Source organism: Demequina lignilytica, from assembly GCF_030418305.1.
Lineage (GTDB): Bacteria > Actinomycetota > Actinomycetes > Actinomycetales > Demequinaceae > Demequina > Demequina lignilytica.
Genome location: NZ_JAUHPX010000005.1, coordinates 26,469 through 48,122, shown reverse-complemented (window position 1 = coordinate 48,122; position 21,654 = coordinate 26,469). Strand labels below are relative to the sequence as shown.

Genomic DNA, 21,654 nt, shown 5'->3' with positions numbered 1-21,654 from the left:
GCGGTGTCAGGGCTCGAGGTGCGCGGTGGTGGACCGTCGGATCAGCAGGACGAAGAGCACGAGCGCGAGCACCAGCACCGGCGCGGAGGCCCACATGAGCGGGGCGTACGCGTCGACCAGCTCGGGCCGGACCAGCTCGCCCGACGTGGCGTCGATCGCGAAGCTGGGCACGGCTCCCGCGATCCCGCTCAGCGCCTGCGCGACGGTCCACGACGCCATCCAGCCGACCAGGAGGCCGACCGGAGCCTTGTGACCTGACACGCGGCGCAGACCCATGGGCACCAGCACGAGGCCGACGAGCGGCACGAACCAGCCCCACCACTCGACGCCGGCGAGGCCCGGCTTGTCGCCCATCGCGACGCGGTTGCCGCGCATCCGACCGGCCCAGAGCCCGTATGCGATGAAGGACAGGATGAGCACGGGCGTCGACAGCAGCGAGATGAGCAGGCCGACGGGCAGCGACGCGAACTCGCCCGTCTCGAGCGCGTCGAGCAGGACCGCGGCGTCGTTGCCGGCGAGCGACGCGACCACGAGGCCGATGAGCGTGTAGGCCCCGGCCGATCCGATCAGGGCCCACGACAGCGACGTGGGGGCCGTCAGCGGGTTGCCGCGTGGGTCCCGCAACGGGCCTGTGGTCGACTGCTGCCAGGGCGCGGGGGTCGCGTCCGCCGGTGCCGCCGCACCGGGGATGAGGCCCGGGGCGGACGCGCTCGCAGGGGCTGGCGGGGCGGGCGGCTGGGCGCCGGGGATGATGCCGGGAGGGGTCGGTTCGGTGTTGTCCGTCATGTCCTCGACCCTAGCGACGGGAGGGCGATTTGGTCGGAGGCGGCGGCTCGGGTACAGTTATCAGGCCGACGCGGGGTGGAGCAGTTCGGTAGCTCGCCGGGCTCATAACCCGGAGGTCGCAGGTTCAAATCCTGTCCCCGCTACGAATCGACGAAGGCCCGGACCTCAGGTCCGGGCCTTCGTCGTCTCCGGGGGGAGCGTCGCGCCCGGGCCGCGCGGCAGCGCCGGGGATGGGACGATGCGGGGGACGGCGGGCGCGAGGGGGCACCCGGGACCTCCGGTCGCCGCGCAGGCTTGTCGAGCGTTAACATTGCTTGCGTACCGGGGGAGCCCCAGAACACGAAGGAGTGGTGGCACGATGGCTCAGCAGCAGGTGGACGCGGTCGACGCGATCCAGTCGGGACAGACGTCGCTGGGCATCGAGCTCGGCTCGACCCGCATCAAGGCGTGCCTCATCGGGCCGGACCACGCGGTGATCGCGACGGGCAGCCACGGCTGGGAGAACCAGTTCGTCGACCGCATGTGGACCTACTCGGTGGAGGCGATCTGGGAGGGTCTCCAGGCGGCGTTCGCCGACCTGGTCGCGAACGTCGAGGCGGCGCACGGCGTCCGGTTGACGTCGGTCGGCGCCCTCGGAGTCTCGGCGATGATGCACGGCTACCTCGCCTTCGACGCCGCGGACGAGCTCCTGGTGCCCTTCCGGACCTGGCGCAACACCACCACCGAGGCGGCCGCCGCGGAGCTCACCGAGGAGCTCGGCTTCAACTTCCCGCTCCGATGGTCCGCGTCGCACCTCTACCAGGCCGTCATCGACCAGGAGCCGCACGTGGGCGAGGTCGCGTTCTTCACCACGCTCGCGGGATACGTCCACTGGCGCCTCACCGGCCGCAAGGTGCTCGGCGTGGGCGACGCGTCCGGCATGTTCCCCATCGACCCTGCGACGCGCGACTACGACGCGGCGATGCTCGAGCGCTTCGACGCCCTGGTCGCCGGCAGGCAGCCGGGGATGACCGCATCGTCCCTCCTCCCGGAGGTGCTCGTCGCGGGTCAGGATGCCGGCGCGCTCACCGCCGCCGGCGCCGCGCTGCTCGACCCGACGGGAGGGCTCCAGCCGGGCGCCGTCGTGTGCCCGCCCGAGGGCGACGCCGGCACCGGCATGATCGCGACCAACGCGGTCGCCCCGCGCACGGGCAACATCTCCGCCGGCACCTCGATCTTCGCGATGGTGGTCCTCGAGAGGCCGCTGACGAGCGTCCACGAGGAGCTCGACATCGTCACCACGCCCGCGGGCGACCTGGTCGCGATGGTGCACTGCAACAACGGCGCGTCGGAGCTGGGCACGTGGGCGGGCGTCTTCACCGAGTTCGCCGCCGCGATGGGCGTCGATGGCGGCCCCGACGCGGTCTTCGAGACCCTGTTCCGCGCCGCGCTCGAGGGCGAGGCAGACGGCGGCGGCCTGCTCGCCTACAACTACCTGTCCGGCGAGCCGATCACCGGCCTGGCCGAGGGCCGGCCGCTCGTGGTGCGCACGCCGGGCAGCCGCCTCACCCTGGCGAACTTCATGCGCACTCAGCTGTACGCCGCCTTCGGCACCCTGAGCCTGGGCATGCGGGTCCTGCACGACGAGGGCGTCGAGCTCGACTCGATGTTCGCGCACGGCGGCATGTTCCGCACCGCCGGCGTGGCGCAGCGGCTCCTCGCGGCGGCGATCGACGCCCCTGTCACCGTGGGCGACACCGCCTCGGAGGGTGGTGCGTGGGGCATCGCGGTGCTCGCCGAGCACCTGCGCGCCGGTGCGGGCGCGGACCTCAGCTCCTACCTGGCGGGGCAGGTCTTCGCGGATGCGGCGCTGGACGTCGCGGCGCCTGTCGCGGCGGACGTCGAGGGCTACGGAGCCTGGCTCGCGCAGTACGAGGCGGGTCTCGCCATCGAGCGCGCTGCCACGCAGGCGATCCACTAGCCTCGCCGGCCTCTCCGTCGGGCCCGCGGGCGGGCCCGGCCGTCAGATCGTGACGCGGAACCGACAGGTTGGTCCGTGGCGGCGTCGCGACGGTCTCGCGCTCGCTAGCGTCCCTCGGGTCGCGCCTCGTCGGCGTGCACGACGAGGACCGGAGGGACGATGCACGGGTCAGAGGGAGTCCGAGGATGGTGGGGGCGCGTCGCCGCCGCGCATCCGCTGATCGCGGAGATGGCGACGTTCGGAGGGCTGTCGTTCCTGATCGCCGCGCTGCAGTACCTGCTGCTGACGTTCCTCCCGGAGCTGCTCTTCCGCACCACCGGGTGGGGAGCCGTCCCGGCCCAGTACCTGCACGTCAGCCTCGGCCCGATCGACACCTACGTCTTCGACCACCCTGTCACCGGGGACGCGCTCGGCGGGCTCAGCTACTTCGTGGCGTTCGTGCTGATGCTGGTGATCTCGCAGGGCGTGAACTTCCCGCTGCAGCGCAACGTCACCTTCCGGTCGCGCGGCAACGTGTGGTTCCAGCTCGGCTGGTACGTGGTGGCGCTCGTGCTCATCACGATCGCGTGCAGCCTGCTGATGAGCCTCTACGTGCCGCTGCTCCAGCAGCACCTCGATCCGGCCGTGTACAACCTGGCGGTGACCGTGATCAACGGCGGGGTGCAGCTCGTGATCTACTTCCCGGTCTTCAAGATCATCTTCCCGGCCGAGAACGCCACCAGCACCGCCGTCGTCGCCGAGGAGCGCGAGCCGGTCGCGGCCTGAGGAGTGTCCTCCCTGGACCCGCCGGGGTTAGCCTGAGCCGGTGACGGACACCTCGACCCGGCCCCGGATCGCTCTCGCGCTGGGCAGCGGCGGCGCGCGCGGCTACGCCCACATGGGGGTGCTCGACGAGATCGCGGCCCGCGGCTGGGAGGTGGTCGCGGTCGCGGGCACGTCGATGGGTGCGGTCGTCGGCGCGCTGCACGCCGTCGGCGGGGTCGAGGCGTACCGCGCGTGGGTCGAGCCGATGGGCCGCCGCGAGGTGCTCCGGTGGATGGACCCCGCGTTCAAGGGGGCGGGGGCGATCCGCGCGGACCGGCTCATGTCGCGGCTCGACGGGATCCTCGGCTCGAGCAGGATCGAGGATCTGCCGATCCCCTACACGGCGGTCGCCACGGACCTGCTGTCCCAGACCGAGGTGTGGTTCACCTCCGGGCCGGTGATCGAGGCGATCCGCGCCTCGATCGCGATCCCGACGGTGTTCACCCCCGTCCAGCGGGACGGCATGCTGCTCGCCGACGGCGGCATCCTCAACCCGGTCCCCGTGATCCCGCTCGCCTCGGTGCGCGCGGACGCGATCATCGCCGTCAACCTCGCCGGCACCACGCGGGGCGGCAACGCCGCCCAGCCCCCCGTCGACTCCGGAGGGCCGCTCGTCCGCCTGCCGCGGCTGCGGCTGCCGTCCTTCCACGTCGCCGAGCCGCGCCTGGTCGGCATGATCACGGACCGCCTGCGGGCCCGCGGCGAGCAGGGGGACGATGCGTTGGTCGAGGCCTCTCCGGTCGAGGCCGAGCCCGGGGAGCCGCCGCTCGCGGTCAGCACGCTCGACGTGATCGACCGCTCGCTCCAGACGCTGCAGAACACGGTGCAGCGGTACCGGCTCGCCGGCTACCCGCCCGACGTCATGGTCACGGTGCCGTCCGACGCGTGCGGGACCCTCGACTTCCACCGCGCGACGGAGATGATCGCGCTCGGACGGGCGCTCGCCCGTGAGGCCTTCGACGCCTGGGAGGGCGCGCCCGGCTGAGCCTGGGAGATGAGTCCCGGGGGGCGCCCCCGGGGAGGTCTAGGGTGTCCTACGGTGCAGACGCGACGCGCTGCCCGACGTCCGACAGATGGAAGGGGTCGCGTGACTCACCCCACCGCGCGGCGCGCCGGCTCCCGCTGGCTGCACGGCCGCACCGCGCTCCTCCTCGCCTTCGCCTTCTCCGTGATGGCGGATCCCGTGTCCTCCGTGGCGTACGCCATCGAGGCGGCCCTCCGTGCGCTCGACGGCAACCTGGCGCTGCTGCTGCCGGCGATGTCGGCCGTGGTCCTCGTGGTCGGCCTGGTCGTGGCGAGCTACCACCAGCTGGTCGCCCGGTTCCCGGAGGGCGGCGGGTCCGCGGCCGCCGCGGGCCGGGCCTTCGGGGAGGGGTTCTCGTTCGTGCCGATGGGCGCGCTGGTGGTCGACTTCGTGCTCACCATCGCGATCTCCGTCTCCGCCGGCTCCGCGGCGATCATCGCCTACCTGCCGTCGCTGGCCCCGCACCGCGTGCTGCTGGCGCTGGCGCTGCTGCTCGTGGTCGCCGGGCTCATGTGGTTCGGGCATCTCGGGCGCGCGGTGTTCGCGCTCCTCACCCTGATCTTCATCGGTGCCGCCGTCGCGGTGCTGCTGCCCATGCTGGGCGTGACCGAGGCGCCGACCGCGCCGGTGACGGGGCTGACCCACTCCGCGCCGCTCGCGGTCGCGCTCGCGTTCCCGGTCGCGATGGCGCTCGCGACGGGCATCGAGGCGCCCTCGTCGGCGATCGCCCAACTGGGCCAGCTCGATGACGCCGGCCGCCGCAGCTTCGGGCGCTGGGCGCTCTGGCTCACCCTCGGGATCGTCGGCACCCTCACCCTCGCGATCACCGGCGCCGTCGTGTGGCTCGGCCTCGAGGTGCCGCACGAGGACACCACGCTCGTCGCCGAGCTCGCGCGCGCCATCGGCAGCCCCGCGATCTTCGCCGCGTTCCAGGGCGCGACGGCGCTGCTGCTGCTCTCCGCCGCATCGTCCTCGTTCCAGGCCGGACCCGGCCTGCTCAAGGCCCTCGCGCGCTCCGAGGACGGCAGCGCCCGCCACGGGGTGCTCCCCGCGGTGCTGGGACGCACCAACGTCCATCACGTCCCCGTGGTGGGCGTGCTGGTCTTCCTGGTGATCTCCGCCTGCGTGGTGGCCATCGGAGGCGCGAGCGAGCAGCGGCTGGTGCTCTTCTACGCCGTCGCCGTGTTCGTGAGCTTCCTCATGGGCCTGATCGCGATGGCCACGTTCGCCTGGCGTGAGCGCCGGCCCGGCTGGGTGGTCCTCAACGGCGTCGCGGCCCTCGCGGTGGCCTTCACGCTGGTCGCCAACATGACCCGGCCGGCGGCGGTCGGCTCGCTGGCCGCCACCCTCGTGGTCGCGGGCGGCCTGTACTGGGCATGGGTGCGCGCGGGCCGGCCCCGCGGCGCGGCCAACGCCGTGGCGGAGTCCGAGGCCGCCGAGACGCACGGGGACGAGCAGATCCACGACCAGGTCGCCCCGCCCGCCGGCGTCGAGACCCGCTGAGGGGAGCGGCCATGTCCACCAGGCGCGTCGGGCTGGTCGGGGCCACCGCCATCGGCGTCGGCTCGATGCTCGGCGCCGGAGTGTTCGTGGTGTGGGGTCCGGCGGCGTCCCTCGCGGGAGCGCTGCTGCCCGCGGCCGTGCTGGTCGCCGGGCTGGTCGCGCTGCTCAACGCGGGGTCGACGGCGCAGCTGGCGGCCGTGCACCCGGTGGCCGGCGGGGCGTACGCCTACGGCCGCGCGGAGCTCGGCGCATGGCCCGGCTTCCTCGCCGGCGCCGGCTTCGTGCTGGGCAAGACGGCGTCCGTGGCGGCGGTGGCGCTCGCGATCGGGCGCTACCTCGCTCCCGATCACGCCGCGCTCGTCGCGACGGCCGCGATCATCGCCTCGTGGCTCCTCAACTCCCGGGGCGTCACCCGGACCGCGGGCGCCGCCGTGGTGCTGGCGTCGGTGGTGGTCGCGGTGCTCGTGGCCGCGGTCTACGCGATCGCGGCCGCGGGGCCGGCCGACGCCGCGTTCCTCGGGATCGTCGGACCCGAGGGGGGCGCGGTGCCGGGCGTCGTCGGCGGGGTGCTGGCGGCCGCCGCGCTCGTCTTCTTCGCCTTCGCGGGCTATGCGCGCATCGCCACGCTGGGCGAGGAGGTCAGCCGCCCGGCGCGCACCATCCCATGGGCGATCGCGGGGGCGCTCGTCGTGGCGCTCACCGCCTACCTGCTGCTGTCCCTCGCGCTGCCCGCACGGCTCGGCGAGGGCCTCGTCACCTCGACCGCGCCGATCGCCGACGCCGTCGACGGCACGTGGCTGCCGGTGCCGCTGGTGACGTTCGCCGCCGTGGCGGCGGCCGCCGGCTCGCTGCTCGCCCTCACGGCGGGCGTAGGACGCACCGCGATGGCGATGGCCAGGGAGGGCGACCTGCCCCGCGCGCTCGCGCGTGCGAACGGGCGCGGCGTGCCCGCGCTCGCCGAGGGGCTCTCCGGGCTGGTGGCGATCGGCCTCGTCTGGGTCGGCAGCCTCACCTTCGTGATCGCGATGTCCTCGTTCGCGGTCCTGCTGTACTACGCCGTCGCGGGTGCCGCGGCCTTCCGGGCGGCGGGCGCCGGTCACCTCGAGGGATGGCGCATGCCGCGGGCGGCCAGCGCCTCGGGCGCGGTCCTGTGCGTGCTCCTCATGATCGCCCTGCCGTGGCCCGCGCTGGTCGCCGCCGTCGCGACCCTCGCGCTCGCGGCGGCCGTGCGCATGGCCGCGACCCGCGCATCGTCCCGCTGACGGGCTACGCCAGCGCGTCGGCGACGGCGAAGCCCGCCGCCGCGGAGGCGAGGCCGAGGACCAGCGTGCCCGCGAGGTACGCGGTGGCCGCCGTGCGGCGGCCGTCGCGCCACAGCACGAGCGCGTCGACCGCGAGCGAGGAGAAGGTCGACAGGCCCCCCGCGACGCCGGTGCCGAGCGCGAAGGTCGCGCCGGGGGAGAGCGCGCCGCCATCGCTCAGCGCGAGCACCGCGCCGAGCAGAGCCGAGCCGAGCAGGTTCGCCAGGATGGTGGGCCACGGGAACGTCTTGGGGCGGTCGAGCCACCCGAGCGAGAACCGCACGCACGCGCCCACGCCGACGCCGAGCGTCGCCGCCAGGTACGCCCACACGCTCACTCGTTCTCCTCCTCGAAGATCGCGCGCTCGTCGATCGGGGTCGGCGGCCGGTCGCCGAACCACCATCCGACCGCCGCGCCGAGCACCGCCGCCGCCATGGTCGCGGCCAGGACCCCGGCCGAGGCTGCGGTGCCGAGGCCGGCCGACCACTGCAGGCAGGCGATCGAGGAGAACGTGGTGAAGCCGCCGAAGAACCCCGGACCGATCGCGGGGAAGTACGGCAGCGGCCCCTGCGACCGCGAGTAGGCGACGGCGGCGCCGAGCCCGGCCGAGCCGATCACGTTGATGAGGAGCAGGTCCCAGGGGAGGGTCGCGGCCAGGTGCGGGAACAGCTCGCCCACCGCGATGCGGGCGGCGCCGCCGAGGGTCCCGCCCACCAGGACCAGGGCGAGCTCGCGCGCGCGGCTCACCCGGCGAGCCAGGCGTCGGCCGCGGCCATCTCGGCGGCCATCGCCTTCTCGACCGCGCCCCCGACGGCCTTCTCGATCATCGCGCCGACCAGCGGCACGTTGGAGATCACGTCGCCGGCGGCGAGGATCTCGGTCCCGGACCCGTCCGCGGTGATGCCGATCGCGCCCGCGACGTGGCCCGGTGCGCCCGCGACGTCCACCGCGAACGTCCCGACACGGTCCGTCTCGCCCAGCGGCTCCCAGGCCTCCGTGTAGGTGATCGCGAGGTCCGTGCCGACGAACGACCTGAACTCCGCGGGGATCGAGCTCGCGGGTACGGAGGCCTTCAGACAGACGACCAGGGCGCCGCTCGAGCGGCGGTCGACATCGATGTCGAGCACCGCCGAGCCCATCGCCTCGGCACGCACCCGCGCGAAGTCCTCGTCCTCGAGCATCGCGCTCACACGCGCGAGCTCCGCGTCGAACCGGTGCCGGTGGATCAGCTTCACGTCTACCCCCTGGTGACAGGCTATCGCGGCGCGCGGGTCGGCTTAGGCTGGTCCCCGTGGCAACCTTGCGCGAGACCATCGAGGAGCACGGACCGATCACGGACGCCGAGGCCGACTGGCTGGCGATGCTGGTCGCCGACTGGCAGATCATCGCGGACCTGTCGTTCGCGGATCTGGTGATGTGGCGGCAGGACGGCGACGGCTTCGTCGCGGTCGCCCAGTGTCGACCGTCGACCGGACCGACCGTCCATCTGGACGATGTGGTGGGCTCGGCAGCGCCCGGGGGTCGCGTCGCGCACCTGAGCCGCGCGCTCGAGGAGGGCGGGATCGTCGCGTCGCGGGAGCCGCGCTGGGATGAGACGTACGCGGTCCGCGAGGACGCGCTGCCCGTCGTGATGGACGGGCGACCCATCGCGGTGGTGACCCGCGAGGTGTCGCAGGCCGTGTCCCGCTCCTCCAGCCGCCTCGAGCTGAACTACAAGGGCGCCGCGGACGATCTTCTCCGGATGGTGACGCGCGGCGAGTTCCCGTTGCGGAGCTCGGCTACCGGACCACGACGCGGTGCGCCGCGCGTCGGCGACGGTGTGCTCCGGCTCGACGCGGTGGGCCACGTCACCTACGCGTCTCCCAACGCGCTGTCGTGCTTCCATCGCCTGGGAGTCCACGGCTCGCTCATGAACAAGTCGCTCCCGCGCGTGACGAGCGAGCTGCTCGAGGACCAGGGCGTGGTCGACGAGACGCTCGCGATGGTGGTCGCCGGCCGCGCCGCGTGGCGCACCGACCTCGAGGCGAACGGCGCCTGCCTGTCGCTCCGCGCGATCCCCGTGACGGAGCGCGGCACCCGGGTGGGCGCGGTGCTGCTCTGCCGCGACGTGTCCGACCTGCGCCGCCGCGAGCGTGAACTGGTCACCAAGGACGCGACCATCCGCGAGATCCACCACCGCGTCAAGAACAACCTGCAGACCGTGGCGGCGCTGCTGAGGCTGCAGTCGCGCCGTGTCGAGGCGCCGGAGGCCAAGGAGGCGCTCGCGGAGGCGATGCGCCGCGTCGCCACCATCGCGCTCGTGCACGAGACGCTGTCGGGAACGCTCGACGAGCTGGTGAACTTCGACGAGCTGGTCTCGCGCTCGATCCGGATGGCGGCCGATGTCGCGTCGCCCGACACCCAGGTGAGGATCATCAACTCGGGGGAGTTCGGGCTCATCCCCGCGCAGTACGCGTCGTCGCTCGCGCTGGTCATCACGGAGCTCGTGACCAACGCCGTCGAGCACGGCTTCGACGGCCGCGAGCGCGGCACCATCACGGTGGACGCGCAGCGCGACGGGCATGCGCTCCACGTCACCATCGCCGACGACGGCGTGGGCCTCGCGGGCGAGCCGACAGGGCTGGGGTCGCAGATCGTCCGGACCCTGGTCCAGAACGAGCTCTCGGGCTCGATCGACTGGACCCGGGCGGAGGTCGGCTCGGTGGTCGACGTCCGGGTCCGGGTAGAGGAGAAGGCCTCCGATCCGCGTCTGTGACGGGATCGAAGGCCTTCTGACGGGGTGCGTGCCTACTTGGCGGCGCGGCGGGCGCGCGCGGCGCGGCGCTTGAGCGAGCGACGCTCGTCCTCGGACAGCCCGCCCCAGACGCCGGAGTCCTGGTTGTGCTCCATCGCCCACTGGAGGCAGGTGTCCCTCACGGTGCAACCGTTGCAGACGGTCTTGGCCTTCTCGATCTGCACCAGCGCGGGGCCGGTGTTGCCGACCGGGAAGAACAGCTCCGGGTCGTCGACTTCAAGGCAGGCTGCGCGGTCGCGCCAATCCATGGGTGCTCCTCAGGGTTCGCAGGGGACGACGACACCTACGGGGGTATGGGGGGTGGTGCCGTCGCGTCATCGCGTTTCGACTTCCTTTAGGTTCGCATAAGTAACGAACATGTTTCAAGAGTCTTTTTCTGTGGGTTCGCTCACAGCATGAAGGGAGAGCCCATGTCGGGCACCGAAACCGGACCCGGGTCCCGGGTCCAGAGCCTCCGGACGGCCGCCGCGGTGGCCCTCTGGATCGAGGCCGCGGGGCTCGCGGCGGCGGGCGTCGCGTACGGCGTGCATGCCTTCTCGCTCCCGCAGCCCATGTTCGCGATCGGGCTCGCGATCTTCGCGGTGTGCATCGCGGTCGGGCTCGCCTTCGCGGGCCGCGGGCTCCGTCGCGGCGCACGGTGGTCCGTCTCGGCGGCGGTGACCTGGCAGGCCCTGCTCACGCTCGCGGGCGTGTCGCTGGTGCAGTCACGACCCGCGGTCGGCCTGCCCGCGGCCGCCGTCGGCGCGGCGATCGGCGTGCTCGTGATCGTCGCGTCACGGGACGTGGTCGCGCCTCGCGGCTGACGCGGGTGCGCTCGTCTCGACGCGGAGCTGAGCCGCCTCCCAGCCTCCCGAGGTGAGCAGCAGCACCCGTCCGGTCACCGGCTGGGGGTCGATCAGCCCGGGTGGCACGCGCACGCCCCAGCCGCGCAGCAGCGCGGGCGAGGGCGCCGGCACGATCGTCGCGTCGACCACGCCGGCTCCTCCGGGCGCCGCCGCGACGCGCGGCTCGATGCCGTGACGGCGGAGGGTCTCGACGGTCAGCGACCGGTGGGGGTGCGGCGGACCCGCCACCTCGACCTCCCCCGCGAGCCGGAGGGGTGCCGCTTCATCGCCTCGCACGCCGAGCGCGTCCGCCGCGAGACCCGGACCGCACCGCAGAGGCGCGACCAGGGGCGTGGCGGGCCGCCACGGGCCGGCCGCCCGGAGCGCGACCGCCGCCGCCCCGCCGGCGCCGATCGCAACGGAGCACGCGTCGGCCGCCCCGTCGGCCTGCAGCTCGGCGGGCACCCCCCAGAGCGACCGCTCGGTGGCCTCCACCTCGGGCAGCACCACCCGCAGCGCGGCACGCACGCTCCAGCGCACGGGCCAGCCGGGTGCGCATCCGAGGATCAGCGGCACGCGCCGCGCCAGCTCCTCCAGGGCCTGCTCGCCCGGCGCACGAAGGCAGTCCTCGAGCGCCTGCCGCGCACGTTCGGCATCCTCGACGGCCACCGCCCGCACGGCGCCGGAGGCCGCGAGCTCGAGCGTTCGGACCGCCTCGCGGGGATCCTCCGGCAGGGCGAGCGTGCCCGGGGTCGAGGCGGCGAGCGCCGCGATCGCCGCCGCCCGGCGCGCGCCGCGGGGCCCGAGCACCAGCGCCGGTCCCTCGCCCGGATCCCAGACCAGCGGCGCGCGACGCCGCTCGGCGGGGAGGTCGAGCCAGCCCGCCGAGCCGGGCAGGGGATCCGTGTCGAGCGACGCCGGAGGCAGCCACAGCGCTGTCGCGGGCGCGTGCTGCGCCCACCGTCGCGCGGCCTCCGACGCGAGCGCCGTCCCTGGGGCCGCGGGGCTTCCGACCAGGCGTGCGGGTGGTCGCGGCTCGACCACCGGAACCGCGGCACGGAACACCGTGCGGCGGCGGGCGGTGAGCAGCACGGCCGCGCCCGGCGCGTCGGCGGGCAGCCGGTGCGCGGCGTCGTCGCCGAGCAGGTCGTGGGACTCGGCCGCGCCCGATACGCGCAACGCGATCACCGCGCTCACATTCGCGCGGATCTGCGGCGTGACGACCCCGGCGGGTCGTTGCGTCGCGAGCACCAGGTACATCCCCAGCGAGCGCCCCTGCGCGGCGAGCGTCGCCGCCTGCGTGAGGAACCCGGGGTCCGCGGCGGCGAGCTCCTGGAACTCGTCGATCACCACCACGAGCCGCGGCGGCGCGCCACCCGCGGCCTCCCAGTCGTGCCAGGAGGGCAGCCCGGCCTGCCGCAGCGCTCCCTTCCGCTGGCGGAGCTCGTGAGCGAGGCCCTGCAGCGCGCGCCGCGCGAGTCGTGGCTCGAGGTCCGTGAGCAGCCCGCCGACGTGGGGCAGGCCCGCGCAGGGGCCCAGGCCGGCGCCGCCCTTGAAGTCGATGAGGGCGAGCGCGAGGTCCTCAGGGGCGTGGTCGTGGGCGAGCGCGGAGACCAGCGTCTCGAGCAGGAGCGACTTGCCGGATCCCGTGGTCCCGGCCACCAGCAGGTGGGGGCCGTCGGCGTCGAGGTCGAGGATCACATCGCCGCTCGCGTCCCTCCCGATCGCCGCCCGCAGCGTCCGTGCCCGTGCCGGACCCGACCGGGTGACCGCGGCGAGCTCACCCCAACGTACGTCGCGCACGGGCTCGGTCCCCGTCCCGCGGGCGGCGCGCGCGAGCGTCTCCGCGGTGCGTGCGCTCATCGACGCCGGCGTCCAGGCGCGCGGCTCGCCGCGCACCGTCAGCAGTCCTCGGTCGAGGTCGAGCACGGTGACGGCCTCGGAGGGCACGAGGTCCGGCGAGGCCACGAGGACCAGGCTCCCCGGCGCGGCGTCCGAGGCCAGCCAGCGCTCCCACCGTTCGCCGGCCTCGCGATCCCACGCGCGATCCGCGACCACGGCGACCGCCCGTGCCGCCGCCGCGGCCCGGTGCCGCGGTCCGACGATGGCGAGGGGCAGCGGGAGCGAGCCGAGCCGCTCCAGCCCGTCGCGATCACGGGCGGCGTGGCGCGGCCGGCCCCGCGCCCACGCCACCGCCGCCGATGCGGCCGTCGCCGCTGCCAGCAGCGCGCCGAGCCACCAGCGGCCCGACATCACGCCCACCGCGGCCGCGCCGACCGTAGCGCCGGCCAGCGAGCCGAGGGACCGCCCGTGCGGGATCGACGACCGTGGGCCCGGGGCGTCGGCGAGCGGCTCCCTCCAGGCGAGGACGCTCGCCCCGACCGAGATCACGTCGTCGTGGCGCAGGGCGATCCGGCGTCGCCCGACCCGCCGCCGGCGGCCCCGCCGCACCAGGACCGTCCCGTTGCCGGATCCCAGGTCCCGGAGGCGTCCGCGCTCGTCCACCTCCGCGTGGCGGCGGCTGACGGCGGGGTCCGCGATCACCAGCGCGGCGTCCGGGGACCGGCCCACGGCGGCCCGCGCGGCCGGCGCGAGCCCGAGCCCCGCATCGGGGCCGGCGATGACGGCGAGGTGCGGCCGGCCGTCGGGCGGCGGCGACGCCTGAGGTCCGGAGGTGAGCAGGGCGGCGTGGACCAGCGGCGGCCGGCCGGCGCGATGCCGCGGGTCGAGACGTGCGCCGCCGCACCACCGCGCGGCCGGGGCGCCCGCCGCCGCGAGGATCAGGCTGACGGGGGTGCCGGGCTCGACCTCGAGGTCGCCCACGCCGTCGACGGAGATGATCACCCCGCAAGTCGACGCGGTGGCGCGGCGGGCCACCGCGCGGATGCCGTCCGCTGTGGACGGTGCCGGGGCCGATCAGGGGCTGGTGACGACCGCCTGCCCGCCCGGCGCGACCGGCTCGAGGGTCCCGTCGGCCTGCACGATGCCCGCGTACCAGTCGTAGGTGCGGGTGAAGTAGGTCCGTGGGATCTGCTGGAGGTCGTAGCTCGCCTGGTCGATGGTCGAGTGCTGCACCACCGCGGGATCCGCGGACCAGGTGAACCACTCCGGGTTCCGCGTCAGGACCACCGGCGCCACGTCCCAGACGGCGGCCATGTCCGCCACCTGGGCGGGAGCGAGCTCGGCGAGTGCGAGCACGGTGGGCTCGTCGCATGTCACCCGGAGCGACCCGAAGTGCGACGACGTCCCGGCGAGGATGATCGGCCGGTCCGGCGCGAGCGCGCACAGGTCGGCCAGCTGGTCGCGCGCGCCGCCCATCTCGCGCACGAACACGGGCACCGCGGCCGCCACGGGCTGCGTGTCGCCCGGCTTGATCGACACCCACGTGGTCAGCGGCAGCACCGCGAACGATGCGGCGGCCACCAGACGCAGGCGCTGCTCCGTGCGAGGACGCGCGTAGCGCGAGACGAGCCACCACGCTGCGATCGCCGCCGCGATGGCGAATCCCGGCAGCGTGGCCGGTTCGAATCGCCGAAACGCCCACAGCTGGTCGGGGACCACCTCCGGGTTCCAGAAGTACAGGAGCGACGTGGGGAGCGCGGCGCCCAGCAGGAGCGCCCACTCGGGACGGCGCCGCAGCGTCCAGGCCGTGGCGAGGCCGAAGCCGAGGATCCCCAGCAGCACCAGGGGCCACGTGAGGTAGTAGGAGAGCCACGCGACGGTGTGCTCGGCATACGTGCGTGTCGGGTCGATCTCGAGGCCCTGCGACGCCTGGAAGGCCTCGACGACCGAGTTGGTGAAGCGGTCGACGCTGGTCTCGGTCCCGCGGTGCGACACCCACCACAGCGGACGCGATGCCAGCACCGCGAGCACCGCCATGACCGCGCCGCCGGCGCCGATCGCGCCGCGCCGGCCGAGCCCGTCCCGTACCCGGGTCGCGATCCGGTCCCCGCCGGCCAGCCACGACAGCACCCACGCCGCGAGCACGAGCGTGATGCCGCCGTACGCGAGCATGATGCGCTCCGCCTGGTCGCCCAGCCGCTCCGCGTAGGCCTCGCTCCACCGCCAGAGCGCCGCATAGCTCCCGGCGAGCACGGCGGCCTGGAGCACCAGCAGCACGAGGGCGTCCCACGCGCGGCGGCCCCGCGGGCCGTCGCCGAGCGCCAGCGCGAGGACCCCGGTCGCGAGCAGTCCGAGCGCGAAGGCCGCGCCGTCGATCCGGATCAGCGCGATCGCTCCGCTGGTCACCGCGCCGAGGGCGACCAGCGCCGCGCGCCGGTCCGCGATGCCGCGCCAGAGCCACAGCGTCGCCGCGAGCAGGGTCACGAGGGTGAGCGGCTCGCTGTAGGCCGACCGCGACAGGCCGATGTGGGAGACGGAGATGGCGACGGCCGCCATCGGCGCCAGGGAGGCCAGCGGACCGAGCATGCGACGGGCGAGCGCGTACACCGCGAGCAGGCCCACCGCGCCGATCACCACGTTCGCCACCAGCACGCCGCGGTCGCCGCCGATCCAGCCGCCCACGGCGATGACCGCGGGGAGCATCTTCGCACCCTGAGGCTGCACCGTGTCGCCCCGCAGGTTCCACGCCTCCGAGGCATCGGCGAGAACCGTGCCGTCGACCGCCGCGGCGTCGACGGCGCCGAGCGACGGGATGTCGGTGCTCGGGTGGTCGACGAGCCACAGCCCGGACAGGGTCAGGAAGCCGGGGTCGCGCACGACCACCAGGTACTCGGCGGAGAGCACGGCGTTGGCGATGGCCCAGACCGCCGCCCCGGACAGCGCCGCGATCGCACCGGTGCGTTCCGCCGGGGCCACGGCCGCCGGGCGCGGCACCAGCCGCCACGTCACCGCCACGCCGATCAGCGCGGTGGGGAGCACGGTCCACGGCTCGTGGGCGCCGACCGACACCCAGAGCCCGGCGGACAGCGCGAGCATCACGAGCGTGAGGACGATGCGCTCGGGGGCGGCCACCAGGCCCGCGGCGGCGCGCTCGCCCGTCAGCAGGGTCCCGAGGTCCGGGCGGCGACGCGTCACGCGACCCAAGCGTAGTGGCGGGGCACCGCGCGCCCGCGCGGTGCGGCGGCGCGGCGCGGCCGGCGTTGATTTCCGGCAAAGGGCGGGTAATGTATCGGCATGACGCGAATTGTTTTGGTCGAGGATGACCCGACCATTTCAGAACCCTTGACCCGTGCTTTGGGTCGCGAGGGGTACGACGTCGAGTGGCACGGCACCGGCGTGGGAGGGGTCGACGCCGCGGACGACGCGGACCTCGTCATCCTCGACCTCGGGCTGCCGGACATCGACGGTGTCGACGTGGCTCGACGCATCCGGGACAAGGGCCTCCAGGTGCCGATCCTGATGCTCACGGCGCGCGCCGACGAGGTGGATCTCGTGGTGGGCCTCGACGCCGGCGCCGACGACTACGTGACCAAGCCCTTCCGGCTCGCGGAGCTGCTGGCGCGCGTGCGCGCGTTGCTGCGCCGTCGCACCGGCGCCGAGCCCGGCGGCGAGCTCGAGGTGGGACGGGTCCGCATCGACGTCGCGGGCCACCGCGCCTACCTCGGGTCCGACGAGCTCCAGCTCAGCGGCAAGGAGTTCGACCTGCTCCACGTCCTCGTGCAGCACGCGGGCTCCGTGGTGTCGCGGGAGCAGCTCATGCGCGAGGTGTGGTCGGCGGATGCCGGGGCGCCGTCGAAGACCCTCGACATGCACGTGTCGTGGCTGCGCCGCAAGCTCGGGGACGATGCCGCGAGCCCCCAGTACATCACCACCGTTCGCGGCATGGGCTTCCGCTTCGAGAACGACGCCTAGGCGGGGCGCGTGCGCCGCCGCGTCCTCGCCGCGACCGTCTCCGCGCTCGCGGTCGCGGTCATCATGCTGGGCATCCCCCTGGCGGTCGCCGTGGTGCAGATCATCCGCGACGACGCCCTCCGTGACCTCGAGTCGCGCGCGTCGACCGCGGCCCGCGCGCTCGACGTCCGCTACCAGTCGGGCGAGTCGATCACCGAGGAGAACGTCAACTCGTTCGTGAGCCGCACGCCCGGCTCGCCGTCCTACATCCAGGTCACCCTGCCTGACGGCACGGTCGTGACCGGCGGCGAGGAGCCGTCTCCCGCGTACTCCGAGAGCTACGCCACCGAGTCGGGGATCCGCGTTCTCGCGTACATCTCGTGGTGGGACGTGTTCTGGCAGGGCGCCAGGATGATCGCGCTCGTGGTCGCCTCCGGCACCGTCGCGATCGTCGCCGGGATCGCGATGGCCGTCTGGCAGGCGAACCGTCTGGCGGCGCCGCTGGTGTATCTCGCGGCGTCGGCGGAGCAGCTCGGATCCGGCCAGGTGCGGCCACGGCTCGAGGCCACGGGGATCGAGGAGATCGACATGGTGGCGGACGAGCTCGCGCGGAGCGCCGACCGCATGGCCGCCCGGCTCGCGACCGAGCGCCAGTTCGCCGCCGACGCCTCGCACCAGCTCCGGACGCCGCTCACCGCGCTCACGATGCGGCTCGAGGAGATCACGTTCATGACGGATCAGGCCGAGGTCCGCGAGGAGGCGGAGCGCTCCCTCGAGCAGGTCGAGCGCCTGGTCGGAGTCGTGGACGAGCTGCTCGGCAGGTCGCGCCGCGCCCTCGGGTCCGGCACCGAGCTGGTGCAGCTCGACGAGGTCTTCGAGCAGCAGCGCGAGGAGTGGTCGGGGCCCTTCCACCAGGCCGGCCGCACCCTGGTGATCGAGCCGACTCACTCGACCGTGTTCGCGACCCCCGGCGGGCTCGCGCAGGTCCTGGCCACGCTCATCGAGAACTCGCTCAAGCACGGCGGTGGGGTGACCCGGGTGGTCGCGCGGGAGTCCGGACAGAACCACGCCGTGGTGATCGAGGTCGGGGATCAGGGGGACGGCGTCCCCGAGGACCTCGCCGGTCGCATCTTCGAGCGCGAGGTGACATCGGGGAAGGGCACGGGGCTCGGCCTCGCGCTCGCGCGCGACCTCGTCACCGCCGACGGCGGACGGCTCGAGCTCGCGCAGCGCGTCCCCGCCATGTTCGCGGTCTTCCTCCAGGGGGTGCCCCGCATGGTCGACCTCGAGGAGATCGTGCCGCACGGACGCGCGGTGGACCCGCGGCGCCGGCGGCGCTGAGGCGCGCGCGGCGCTCGGCCTCAGGAGGCGTCGGACGCCTGTCCCGTGCGTGCCGCGTCGTCCGCATCCGCGAACACGAACAGCGAGTAGCCCGCGTAGCGGGTGATGGTCCCGAGGCCGATGCCGATCACCGAGGCGACGTTGTCCGCCCAGAGGCTGGTGAGGCCCCACCAGTGATGGCTCACCGCCACCGCACCGGCCTCCACGGCCAGGGCGGCGGCGTTGACCAGGCCGAACAGCACCAGCTCGCGGGCCGGGCGGTGCCGTCGGCGCCCTCGGAAGGTCCAGCCGCGATGCGCGACCCAGGCGAACAGGATCGACACGAGCGTCGCCACCACCTTCGCCGTCACCACCCGGTCGTCGTCGCCCGCGACGGTCGAGTCGGGCGCCAGCGGACCGAGCCGCAGCAGGTTGAAGACGCCGAGGTTGACGACCACGCCGGCGACGCCGACGACGGAGAAGCGGGTCAGCTCGCCCGCGCGCCTGCGCACCCAGCCCGTGATGGTCACGAGGGTCGAGCCTAGCGCCGCCCGGACCCCGGTAGGTTTGACCCCATGACCCCGATCGTCGCCGTCGTCGGCGGCGGGCAGCTCGCCCGCATGATGGCCGCACCCGCCACCGCGCTGGGCCTGACCCTGCGCGTCCTGGTCGAGTCGCCCGAGGCCGCCTCCGCCCTGCCCGCGCACCAGACGGTGGTGGGCCTGCCGACGGATCCCGATGCGATCCAGCGGCTGCTCGCGCATCCCCGCCCCGCCGCGCTGACGTGGGAGCACGAGCACATCCCGGCGGACGTCTTCGACGCCGCCGAGGAGTGCGGCGTGCCCGCGCGTCCCGGGCTCCACGCCCTGCTGTTCGCACAGGACAAGATCGAGATGCGCACGCGGATGGATGCGCTCGGCCTGCCGAACCCGGCGTGGACCCACGTCGACACCGAAGGCGACGTCGAGGACTTCCTCGCCGTGCACGGCGGAGCGGGCGTGCTCAAGACCTCCCGCGGCGGCTACGACGGCAAGGGCGTGCGGGTGATCCACGCCCCGCACGAGGCCGCCGACTGGCTGCGCGCCGCGGCCGACGGCGGCCCGCGCGTGCTGCTCGAGGAGAAGGTGCCGTTCGACCGCGAGCTCGCCGTGCTCGTCGCGCGACGTCCATCGGGCGAGATGCGGGCGTGGCCGACCGTCGAGTCGATCCAGCGGGCCGGGGTGTGCTCCGAGGTGATCGCGCCGGCTCCCGACCTTCCCGGCGACGTGGCGGCCGAGGCCGCGCGCATCGGCGAGGCCGTCGCGGAGGGCCTCGGCGTCACCGGCGTGCTCGCGGTGGAGCTCTTCCTCGCCGGCGACCGCATCCTGGTCAACGAGCTGGCGATGCGTCCCCACAACTCGGGTCACTGGACCATCGACGGCGCGGTCACCAGCCAGTTCGAGCAGCACCTGCGTGCGGTGCTGGACCTGCCGCTCGGCGACACCGCCCCGACGGCCCCCTGGACCGTGATGGCCAACGTGCTCGGCGGTGCCCGCGCCACCCTCACCGATGCGCTGGCGGAGATCGGCGACCCGGGCGCGAAGGTGCAGCTCTACGGCAAGGGCGTGCGCGCGGGGAGGAAGGTCGGCCACGTCAACGTCTCGGCCGCCACGCGGGACGAGGCGTACGGCCGCGCCGTCGCCGCCGCCGCTATCGTGAGGGACGGAGGTGCGGCATGAGCGCGATTCGGGTGGGCATCGTCATGGGCTCGGACTCCGACTGGCCGACCATGAAGGCCGCAGGGGAGGCGCTCGCGGAGTTCGGCATCGCCTTCGAGAAGGACGTCGTCTCCGCCCACCGCATGCCCGAGCAGATGATCGCCTACGGTCGCGAGGCCGAGTCGCGGGGCCTGCAGGTGATCATCGCGGGTGCCGGCGGCGCCGCGCACCTGCCGGGCATGCTCGCCTCCGTGACCACGCTGCCCGTGATCGGCGTGCCGGTGCCGCTGAAGCACCTCGACGGCATGGACTCGCTGCTCAGCATCGTCCAGATGCCCGCGGGCGTGCCGGTCGCCACCGTGTCGATCGGAGGAGCGCGCAACGCGGGCCTGCTCGCCGCCCGCATCCTGGGGGTGGGCGAGGGCGCCGAGGCGGCGCGACTGCGCGAGCGCATGCGGGAGTTCCAGGAGGAGCTCCGCGATCTGGCCTACGCCAAGGGCGAGGCCCTGCGCCGCGCCTGACCCGCATCGTCCCCCGACGCGAGAGGGGCCGCCCCGACGCTCGGGGCGGCCCCTCTCACGCGCGGCGGGCTACTGGTCGATCACGCAGGAGTCGAGGATGTCCTGCTCGGTCTCGCGCTCGGGGCTGGGCGTGATGCTGGGCGTCGCCGACGCGCTCGAGGTCGCGGACGGCGAGGCCTCCGGCGATGCCGTCGCGCTCGCGCTCGCGGTCGGGTCGGTGGCGTCGGCCTCGGGGATGATCGACTGGTCGGCCATGATGGCGTCGAACATCGCCTGCGCCTCGGCCTCCTTCCACACGACGTCGCCGGTGCCGTCGCCGGGGTACTCCCACGGGATGGTCGTCATGTAGAGATTCTCGGTGTCGAAGTTGCGCAGGCTCCACGCGAGTCCGAGCAGGTAGTGCGAGTCGCCGAACTCGGGGTCCATGGTGAGCGACTCCGCCACCGCGGTGATGAAGGCGGTGCCCTTGGTCGCGTCGGTCAGCAGGTTCAGTCCGAGGGCCTTGCGCGCGATGTTCGTCAGCAGCTCGTGCTGACGGTCGATGCGCATCAGGTCGGAGCCGTCCCCGAGCCCGGTGCCGGTCCGGGCCCGCGCCCACGCGAGCGCGGTCTCGCCGTCGAGCACCTGCGCCCCGGCCTCCAGATCGAGGTGCGCCTTCTTCGAGTACACGTCGTTGGGGATGCACATCGGCACGCCGCCCAGCGCGTCGACGACCTCCGTGAAGCCCTCCATGTCGACCACCGCATAGTGGTCGATCTCGAGGCCCAGGAGGTCGTACAGGGTGGTCGCCACGCATGCCGCCGCCTCGGCGACGTTGCCGTTCCTGCCGCCGTTCGCGAAGGCGATGTTGAACTTGCCGGTCCAGCCCTTCACGGTGCTGCCGTCGAGCATCCTGCAGTCCGAGATCGCCACCCGCGAGTCGCGCGGGATCGACACCATCTCGATCCTGCTGCGGTCGGCGGAGATGTGCATCACGATCGTCGTGTCGTTGCGCATGCCCTCGACGTCGCCGCCGCCGAGCTCCTGGTTGTCCTCGCCGAGGCGGGTGTCGGAGCCGAGCAGGAGGATGTTCAGGGCCTGGCCCGCGGCCGCGTCCTCGGGGTCGGCCGAGGCTGTGGGGGTCACCTTGGGCAGGAGCGCCGAGATGTCCTGCGTCGTGAAGCTGTCGTTGATCCGGTTGAGGCTGGTCTCGACGAACACGATGCCGAACCCGGCGAACGCGGCGATCACCGACAACACCGCCGCGAGCGCGCGATGAGCGGGGATGCGCGTGGCATGCCTGAGGCGGCGGCTGCTTCGAGGGTCGGTCACCTCGGCGGTCATTCAT

Annotated in this window: 20 protein-coding genes and 1 tRNA gene; 12 read left to right on the top strand and 9 right to left on the bottom strand. The window is 74.1% G+C overall.

Annotation, left to right across the window (positions count from 1 at the left end; all coding sequences use genetic code 11):
- Window positions 1–6 precede the first annotated feature (6 nt).
- Window positions 7–786 carry a hypothetical protein gene (locus QQX10_RS09020; protein WP_301119834.1) on the bottom strand — a complete coding sequence of 260 codons (780 nt, stop codon included), beginning with the start codon at window positions 784–786 and terminating at the stop codon, window positions 7–9.
- A gap of 69 nt (window positions 787–855) precedes the next feature.
- Between QQX10_RS09020 and QQX10_RS09015 the strand changes: the two genes are divergently transcribed.
- The 6 genes from QQX10_RS09015 (at window position 856) to QQX10_RS08990 (ending at window position 7,339) form a co-directional block, all read left to right on the top strand.
- Window positions 856–929, top strand: a tRNA-Met gene (locus tag QQX10_RS09015).
- A 215-nt stretch (window positions 930–1,144) separates the two neighbouring features.
- Window positions 1,145–2,746: a xylulokinase gene (locus QQX10_RS09010; protein ID WP_301119836.1), complete on the top strand. Its 1,602-nt coding sequence runs from the start codon at window positions 1,145–1,147 to the stop codon at window positions 2,744–2,746.
- A 159-nt stretch (window positions 2,747–2,905) separates the two neighbouring features.
- Window positions 2,906–3,511: a hypothetical protein gene (locus tag QQX10_RS09005; RefSeq protein ID WP_301119838.1), complete on the top strand. Its 606-nt coding sequence runs from the start codon at window positions 2,906–2,908 to the stop codon at window positions 3,509–3,511.
- 40 nt (window positions 3,512–3,551) lie between these two features.
- Window positions 3,552–4,535: a patatin-like phospholipase family protein gene (locus tag QQX10_RS09000; protein ID WP_301119840.1), complete on the top strand. Its 984-nt coding sequence runs from the start codon at window positions 3,552–3,554 to the stop codon at window positions 4,533–4,535.
- A gap of 102 nt (window positions 4,536–4,637) precedes the next feature.
- Entirely contained in the window at window positions 4,638–6,077 is a 1,440-nt protein-coding gene (locus tag QQX10_RS08995; RefSeq protein WP_301119842.1) for an amino acid permease, read from the top strand.
- Between the two features lie 11 nt (window positions 6,078–6,088).
- Window positions 6,089–7,339 carry an APC family permease gene (locus tag QQX10_RS08990; RefSeq protein ID WP_301119844.1) on the top strand — a complete coding sequence of 417 codons (1,251 nt, stop codon included), beginning with the start codon at window positions 6,089–6,091 and terminating at the stop codon, window positions 7,337–7,339.
- Between the two features lie 4 nt (window positions 7,340–7,343).
- On the opposite strand, the gene QQX10_RS08985 is transcribed toward QQX10_RS08990, so the two are convergent.
- Genes QQX10_RS08985 through QQX10_RS08975 form a run of 3 tightly spaced genes read right to left on the bottom strand, consistent with a single transcriptional unit; the run spans window position 7,344 to window position 8,613 of the window.
- Complete coding sequence (locus QQX10_RS08985; RefSeq protein WP_301119846.1) at window positions 7,344–7,715, bottom strand: FluC/FEX family fluoride channel; 372 nt, start codon at window positions 7,713–7,715, stop codon at window positions 7,344–7,346.
- A complete protein-coding gene (locus QQX10_RS08980) occupies window positions 7,712–8,125 on the bottom strand; it encodes a FluC/FEX family fluoride channel (RefSeq protein WP_301119848.1) in 414 nt (137 codons plus the stop codon). The genes QQX10_RS08985 and QQX10_RS08980 overlap by 4 nt, the downstream gene beginning before the upstream one ends.
- Window positions 8,122–8,613 (bottom strand): DUF2505 domain-containing protein, encoded by a 492-nt coding sequence (locus QQX10_RS08975; RefSeq protein WP_301119850.1) that lies wholly within the window; start codon window positions 8,611–8,613, stop codon window positions 8,122–8,124. The genes QQX10_RS08980 and QQX10_RS08975 overlap by 4 nt, the downstream gene beginning before the upstream one ends.
- A 56-nt stretch (window positions 8,614–8,669) precedes the next feature.
- Between QQX10_RS08975 and QQX10_RS08970 the strand changes: the two genes are divergently transcribed.
- Window positions 8,670–10,133 carry a sensor histidine kinase gene (locus QQX10_RS08970; protein ID WP_301119852.1) on the top strand — a complete coding sequence of 488 codons (1,464 nt, stop codon included), beginning with the start codon at window positions 8,670–8,672 and terminating at the stop codon, window positions 10,131–10,133.
- A gap of 32 nt (window positions 10,134–10,165) precedes the next feature.
- Here the strand turns inward: QQX10_RS08970 and QQX10_RS08965 are convergent, their stop codons facing one another.
- On the bottom strand, window positions 10,166–10,420 hold the full coding sequence (locus tag QQX10_RS08965; RefSeq protein ID WP_301119854.1) for a WhiB family transcriptional regulator: 255 nt from the start codon (window positions 10,418–10,420) through the stop codon (window positions 10,166–10,168).
- Between the two features lie 162 nt (window positions 10,421–10,582).
- Between QQX10_RS08965 and QQX10_RS08960 the strand changes: the two genes are divergently transcribed.
- The gene (locus QQX10_RS08960; protein WP_301119856.1) at window positions 10,583–10,975 is read left to right on the top strand and encodes a hypothetical protein; all 393 of its coding nucleotides are present in this window, start codon (window positions 10,583–10,585) and stop codon (window positions 10,973–10,975) included.
- On the opposite strand, the gene QQX10_RS08955 is transcribed toward QQX10_RS08960, so the two are convergent.
- Together QQX10_RS08955 and QQX10_RS08950 are read right to left on the bottom strand one after the other, a co-directional pair.
- A complete protein-coding gene (locus QQX10_RS08955; RefSeq protein ID WP_301119858.1) occupies window positions 10,946–13,840 on the bottom strand; it encodes an FtsK/SpoIIIE domain-containing protein in 2,895 nt (964 codons plus the stop codon). The two genes, QQX10_RS08960 and QQX10_RS08955, sit on opposite strands and share 30 nt — an antisense overlap.
- Before the next feature lie 72 nt (window positions 13,841–13,912).
- Window positions 13,913–16,033: a hypothetical protein gene (locus tag QQX10_RS08950; protein ID WP_301119860.1), complete on the bottom strand. Its 2,121-nt coding sequence runs from the start codon at window positions 16,031–16,033 to the stop codon at window positions 13,913–13,915.
- 99 nt (window positions 16,034–16,132) lie between these two features.
- Between QQX10_RS08950 and QQX10_RS08945 the strand changes: the two genes are divergently transcribed.
- Both QQX10_RS08945 and QQX10_RS08940 read left to right on the top strand, forming a co-directional pair.
- A complete protein-coding gene (locus QQX10_RS08945) occupies window positions 16,133–16,810 on the top strand; it encodes a response regulator transcription factor (RefSeq protein WP_301119862.1) in 678 nt (225 codons plus the stop codon).
- A gap of 9 nt (window positions 16,811–16,819) precedes the next feature.
- A complete protein-coding gene (locus QQX10_RS08940; protein ID WP_301119864.1) occupies window positions 16,820–18,130 on the top strand; it encodes an ATP-binding protein in 1,311 nt (436 codons plus the stop codon).
- A gap of 20 nt (window positions 18,131–18,150) precedes the next feature.
- On the opposite strand, the gene QQX10_RS08935 is transcribed toward QQX10_RS08940, so the two are convergent.
- Window positions 18,151–18,639 (bottom strand): GtrA family protein, encoded by a 489-nt coding sequence (locus QQX10_RS08935; protein ID WP_301119866.1) that lies wholly within the window; start codon window positions 18,637–18,639, stop codon window positions 18,151–18,153.
- A gap of 45 nt (window positions 18,640–18,684) precedes the next feature.
- Between QQX10_RS08935 and QQX10_RS08930 the strand changes: the two genes are divergently transcribed.
- Both QQX10_RS08930 and purE read left to right on the top strand, forming a co-directional pair.
- Complete coding sequence (locus QQX10_RS08930; RefSeq protein ID WP_301119868.1) at window positions 18,685–19,827, top strand: 5-(carboxyamino)imidazole ribonucleotide synthase; 1,143 nt, start codon at window positions 18,685–18,687, stop codon at window positions 19,825–19,827.
- Complete coding sequence (gene purE, locus QQX10_RS08925) at window positions 19,824–20,327, top strand: 5-(carboxyamino)imidazole ribonucleotide mutase (protein WP_301119870.1); 504 nt, start codon at window positions 19,824–19,826, stop codon at window positions 20,325–20,327. The genes QQX10_RS08930 and purE overlap by 4 nt, the downstream gene beginning before the upstream one ends.
- Window positions 20,328–20,396: 69 nt before the next feature.
- Here the strand turns inward: purE and QQX10_RS08920 are convergent, their stop codons facing one another.
- A complete protein-coding gene (locus QQX10_RS08920) occupies window positions 20,397–21,650 on the bottom strand; it encodes an LCP family protein (protein ID WP_301119872.1) in 1,254 nt (417 codons plus the stop codon).
- Window positions 21,651–21,654: the final 4 nt, after the last annotated feature.

Excerpts from the sequence above, each read along its gene's own strand:
- QQX10_RS08990 (WP_301119844.1), top strand. The coding sequence starts at position 6,089 with ATGTCCACCAGGCGCGTCGGGCTGGTCGGGGCCACCGCCATCGGCGTC.
- QQX10_RS09010 (WP_301119836.1), top strand. The coding sequence starts at position 1,145 with ATGGCTCAGCAGCAGGTGGACGCGGTCGACGCGATCCAGTCGGGACAG.
- QQX10_RS08960 (WP_301119856.1), top strand. The coding sequence starts at position 10,583 with ATGTCGGGCACCGAAACCGGACCCGGGTCCCGGGTCCAGAGCCTCCGG.
- QQX10_RS09020 (WP_301119834.1), bottom strand. The coding sequence starts at position 786 with ATGACGGACAACACCGAACCGACCCCTCCCGGCATCATCCCCGGCGCC.
- QQX10_RS09005 (WP_301119838.1), top strand. The coding sequence starts at position 2,906 with ATGCACGGGTCAGAGGGAGTCCGAGGATGGTGGGGGCGCGTCGCCGCC.
- QQX10_RS08920 (WP_301119872.1), bottom strand. The coding sequence starts at position 21,650 with ATGACCGCCGAGGTGACCGACCCTCGAAGCAGCCGCCGCCTCAGGCAT.
- purE (WP_301119870.1), top strand. The coding sequence starts at position 19,824 with ATGAGCGCGATTCGGGTGGGCATCGTCATGGGCTCGGACTCCGACTGG.
- QQX10_RS08945 (WP_301119862.1), top strand. The coding sequence starts at position 16,133 with ATGACGCGAATTGTTTTGGTCGAGGATGACCCGACCATTTCAGAACCC.
- QQX10_RS08930 (WP_301119868.1), top strand. The coding sequence starts at position 18,685 with ATGACCCCGATCGTCGCCGTCGTCGGCGGCGGGCAGCTCGCCCGCATG.
- QQX10_RS08965 (WP_301119854.1), bottom strand. The coding sequence starts at position 10,420 with ATGGATTGGCGCGACCGCGCAGCCTGCCTTGAAGTCGACGACCCGGAG.